The organism is Mesorhizobium sp. M5C.F.Ca.ET.164.01.1.1, from assembly GCF_004792125.1.
In the GTDB taxonomy this organism is placed as follows: Bacteria; Pseudomonadota; Alphaproteobacteria; order Rhizobiales; family Rhizobiaceae; genus Mesorhizobium; species Mesorhizobium wenxiniae.
On the sequence record NZ_SRTG01000271.1, the window covers coordinates 1 to 349 of the forward strand.

General features: G+C 61.3%; 1 protein-coding gene. It reads right to left on the minus strand.

Annotation, left to right across the window (positions count from 1 at the left end; translation table 11 throughout):
* The coding region (locus EN807_RS33435; protein WP_281405254.1) for a helix-hairpin-helix domain-containing protein at positions 1-349 on the minus strand (349 nt) is incomplete at both ends.

The window sequence follows — 349 nt, forward strand, 5'->3', positions numbered from 1 at the left end:
CCGCCATCGCCTTGGCCTCGGAGCGCGTCATCTTTTCCAGCGTGCCGGTGAACACGACTGTCTTGCCGGAGACTTCGCTGCCGGCCGAGATTTCCATGACATAGGGCTTCGGATGAACCTGGGCGAGCAGGGAGTCCAGCACGTCGTCATTGCGCTCATTGCCAAAGAAGTCGCGCAGCGCATTGATCACCGTGTCGCCGATGCCGTTGATCGACGGGAAAACCGTGTGCGGATCCTCCGCCTTTGCGGTCTCCTTGCCCACACGAATCAGTTCCTCGATGGTCGAGAACTGACGGGCAAGCACGGCGGCCGTCGTTTCGCCGATATGGCGGATGCCGAGCGCGAAGAT